Below are 4,290 nucleotides of genomic sequence, written 5' to 3'. Positions count from 1 at the left end.
ATCGACTGGTAGCGGCCGGGAACAAGTTGTCGGCCTTTCATGCCGCGAATAGTCAGTAAGCAAATTACCGCCACAGTGAGCAGCATGTAAGCTGAGGAATTGGTGAAGTAGATGGTGTGGTCGCCGATCTGGCCGATCTTGAAGAAGTTTTTGATTTCGAACTGGTGGATCGGGTCGAGTGTCATGCGCGGCTCCTTCTCCACTAGACCGGCATCTCCAAACTCTCACCAACAGTTAAATCAATTCACATGCCGTGTTGATTTAGGTCAATTGGACCCGCTCCCATAAGCGCCCTTGGCCTTCTGGTAGAGGTTCATTGTCTCAGGGCCTGTCTCACACGTCGAGTTGGGGCAAATTCGAGATTGTTCAGCAATCCTGACCCGTTTCCAATTGGAACGCAAAGATTTGAGATTTTTCGAGTTGCTCTAAGGACCGCACGACTGCCGAGTTGACGAGATGAGATGCTGCTTGTTGCGGCGCATGAGTCAGTTATTGGCACCTTTGAGACATCCCGACGCATGGCAACGATGTCTGTTTATAGGGGTAGAGCGGAAGTCGTCGGTACGTGGCCAAACCGACGCGAGTGACCCGACTCGGACATATCCAAACCAACTGACACGACCTCATATGGCCGTAAGTTCCCTCCGCCTCGTATTCGTTGGATCGCGTCGATATTCGCGTGCGCAGGATCAATTATGTTTCCTGAAGGAGAGAAGACACGAAGCTATGCATCGCGTTAGGGACGACCCTGTTTATGGCCGGGTTCCTGACCACAAGCGCCGATAAAGCGAGCGCCATGGTGCATGGCCAATAGGTTGATTACCCCGCCAAGGCCCGGCGTCGTGCTGTGGCCGCTCCGGTGACGCGAGAGGAGTACGGCCTGGAACGCCGATGAACTGTGTCGGCTCGGTGGATCGGGTAGGCAGGCGCCGACCCGTCACGCCGGCAGCCTAGCTGGCATCGATCGAGTGGATAACCGGCGATTACCGCCGGCAAGCAGGAAGCCCGCGACGTCATAGCGCCGCGGCGCGGACATCTCGTTTGTAGATGCGGAGTTCATACGAAGGCGGGGCGCTGCTAGAGGTGGCGGGGCAGGCGAACCACGGCGGCGCGCACGTTGCGCCCGATAAGGGGCTGACGCATTTGATCTGGATCAACGCGCCGATCGCTCCGTTGCACCAGTCAAAAAGGGTAACCCTAGCTGAACCGGTTCGCTAGCAGGGAAACGGGGATGGTTGAAGCAACTTTGGGCAACGCAAGGTTCTTTCGCCGAAGTGGGCCATATTCGCTTGCCGTTGTTGCGAGTACGGCACGCGGGGCTGCGGATGAACTCGAACTGCCCCTCGAAGGTGTGGCCCCCTTGCAAACGGCTGGCTCGAATGAAGTGAGTTTTCTGGATAATCGACGTTATGCGTCGGCACTCGATCAGACATCGGCCGGTGCTGTGATTGTGCATCCTGATATGGCAGCGCGAGTGCCTGCTGGGACAGTGGCGATCCGGACCACCGAACCCTACGCGGCATGGGCGCGTGTTGCTGCACTCTTCTATCCTGTGCGTCCAGTTTCTCCCGGCATCCATCCGTCCGCAATTGTCGCAGAGGGGGCGGGCGTCGATCCGTCTGCGGAGGTCGGGCCGCTGTCCGTGATTGAGGCCGGAGCAGAGATAGGACCTGGATGTCGGATTGGTCCTTGCGCGGTTATCGGCAGCGGCGTGATTGTCGGTCGGGACTGCCGGATTGGCGCACATGCAAGCCTAAGCCATGCGCTTTTGGGAGCACGGGTTTATGTCTATCCCGGCGCTCGGATCGGACAGGAAGGATTTGGGTTTGCCTCCACCGTAGAAGGATTTCTCTCCGTTCCCCAGCTTGGGAGAGTTATTCTTGAAGACGATGTCGAAGTGGGTGCGAACACCACGATTGATCGAGGATCATTGCGAGACACGGTGATCGGTGCCGGCTCCCGTCTCGATAACCTCGTCCAGATCGGCCACAATGTTATCCTCGGCCGGTGTTGTGTCATCGTCGCACAGGTCGGTATTTCGGGTTCAGCCATATTAGAGGATTTCGTTCGCGTCGGGGGGCAGGCGGGTATGGCCGGGCATCTTCGGATCGGTCAAGGCGCGGAGATCGGAGCGCAGGCGGGCATTATTTCGGATGTGGATCCAGGCGCTAAAGTGCTTGGCAGCCCTGCTCAGCCAAAAAGAGACTTCTTCCGGCAAATTGCCACGCTCAAGAAGATGGCAAAGGGAGAAGGATAACACGGCTTGTACCGCATGAGCGGTCTACAAAGTACATGAGAACGTCCGCTTGCGACTTCCGTTGTTAGCACCAAGCGAACACGCCCGCGGATACCCGCATGTCCGATCTTCGGGGATAGTGTTGCAATGTCTTCAGTGACGCAAAAAGATGCTTTTGCAATACTATTGCTGAACTCAAGTTCCGATGAGGACCCGAAACGTACCTCGATGGTGCAAAATTCGATTCCGTGAGATCGTTCAGCGCTGCTTCGTCCGGCGCCCATGACCTCTTTCGGACACATTGCTACAGAGACTTGCGGCGCCACGGAGGACTGCCACGTGCGTTTGTTGTCCAATCTGCTTCGACGCTTCATCCGCCAGGGCACTCTGCGAGTCCGCGACGCCGAAGGCAAGATCCATGTCTTCGGCGAACGCCTGCCCGGGCCCGACGTTGCCATCCACCTACACGATCGCAAGCTCTACACCACGCTGTTCATCAATCCGGAGCTATACGCCGCTGAAGCCTATATGGACGGCAGACTCACGCTGGAGGGCGGTGCTGCAATCCATGATTTTCTGCTGCTGTTCTCAGTCAACCGCGCCGGGCTTTATGCGTACGGCTCACAGAAGCTGATGCGGCGGGTGTGGCGCGGCCTGCGCCGCTCGCATCAGGCCAATCCGATTTGGCTTGCCGCCGCTCATGCGCGCCACCACTACGACATCTCGACGGAGCTTTACCGCCTGTTCCTTGACGATCAGATGCAATATTCCTGCGCTTATTTTCGAGACCCCGAGCATGAAACGCTCGAACAGGCGCAGCGCAACAAGCTGATTCACGCCACCAGCAAGCTGCAATTAAAGTCCGGCATGACGGTCGCCGAGATTGGTTCCGGCTGGGGCGGCTTCGCCATTCATCTGGCGCGCGAAACAGGCGCCCATGTCACCGCGGTTAATGTTTCGCCCGAACAGATCAGGGCCGCACGCGATCATGCCGAGGCCGCCGGCGTCTCCCATCGCGTCTCGTTTCGCGAGTTAGACTATCGCCAACTCACCGGCCAGTTTGACCGAGTGGTTTCGGTCGGCATGATGGAGCATGTCGGCATCGGTCATTTTGATGAATATTTCCTGAAAATCCGCGAGCTCCTGACGCCTGACGGCTATGCCTTCATCCATTGCATCGGCCGGATGTCGCAGCCCGGCACCACCGGCCCCTTCATCCGCAAATACATCTTTCCTGGCGCCTATGTGCCGGCGCTATCCGAGACCTTCGCTGCCACGGAGCGCTGCGGTCTGTGGTGCGATGACATGGAAGTGCTGCGACTGCATTATTACTACACCGTGAAACACTGGCGCGAGCGCTTCGCCAAAAATAGAGCCCGGGCTGCTGCGATCTACGACGAGCGGTTCTGCCGGATGTGGGAATTCTACCTTGCCGCCGTCGAACTCGAATTCCTGCATGGCTCTCACATGGTGTTTCAAATTCTGCTGTCGACCAAACGTGATGCGGTGCCGATCACGCGCGACTTCATGATCGACTTCGAGCAGGCAGCCTGGGCGCGCGCGCAGACGGCCGGCTGAAGGACGTCGAATCGGCATTCCACCGACCTTGCTGACACGCGTCGGGATGATCGAATAGATCGGCCGATCACTTACGGCAATGGAACTCTTCGGAAGAAGCGCCCCTTGAGTCCCGGCAAACTGCGTGACACCCTGCGCCCCAAACCTACGGGGAGGCACATGACGATTCTCTGCCGTGTCCTAATGGTCTATCCGGAGTTCATTCCGAACTCGTTCTGGAACTATACGGAAGCCTGCGAACTGGTCGGCGCGAAGTATCCGGCCGCGCCACTCGGCCTGATCACCGTCGCTGCCATGCTGCCGAAGCATTGGGACATCCGTCTCGTCAACCGCAACACCGAACCTTTGACGGACGCAGACCTCGACTGGGCCGATCTCGTGATGATCGGCGGTATGCTCAACCAGCAGCCTGATTTCATCTACCTGATCGATCTCGCCCACCTGCACGGCAAGCCAGTATGCGTCGGTGGACCTGA

General features: G+C 58.0%; 2 protein-coding genes and 2 pseudogenes. 3 read left to right on the top strand and 1 reads right to left on the bottom strand.

Going from position 1 to position 4,290, the window contains the following annotated elements; all coding sequences use genetic code 11:
- Positions 1-185: pseudogene (locus tag CP49_RS11810) on the bottom strand (F0F1 ATP synthase subunit A); the annotation flags it as partial.
- Positions 186-1,231: 1,046 nt separating this feature from the next.
- On the opposite strand from CP49_RS11810, the gene lpxD reads away from it, so the two are divergent.
- From lpxD to CP49_RS11795, 3 genes and pseudogenes are all read left to right on the top strand, one after another.
- The gene (lpxD, locus tag CP49_RS11805; RefSeq protein ID WP_057850433.1) at positions 1,232-2,257 is read left to right on the top strand and encodes a UDP-3-O-(3-hydroxymyristoyl)glucosamine N-acyltransferase; all 1,026 of its coding nucleotides are present in this window, start codon (positions 1,232-1,234) and stop codon (positions 2,255-2,257) included.
- Positions 2,258-2,575: 318 nt separating this feature from the next.
- A complete protein-coding gene (locus CP49_RS11800) occupies positions 2,576-3,814 on the top strand; it encodes an SAM-dependent methyltransferase (protein ID WP_057850434.1) in 1,239 nt (412 codons plus the stop codon).
- A gap of 159 nt (positions 3,815-3,973) precedes the next feature.
- Positions 3,974-4,290, top strand: a pseudogene (locus CP49_RS11795) (B12-binding domain-containing radical SAM protein); the annotation flags it as partial.

Origin of the sequence: Bradyrhizobium valentinum, assembly GCF_001440405.1 — a bacterium.
Classification (GTDB): Bacteria; Pseudomonadota; Alphaproteobacteria; order Rhizobiales; family Xanthobacteraceae; genus Bradyrhizobium; species Bradyrhizobium valentinum.
Note: the sequence above shows the minus strand (reverse complement) of the source record. Positions and strands in the feature narration are given on the sequence as shown.

Excerpts from the sequence above, each read along its gene's own strand:
- lpxD (WP_057850433.1), top strand. The coding sequence starts at position 1,232 with ATGGTTGAAGCAACTTTGGGCAACGCAAGGTTCTTTCGCCGAAGTGGG.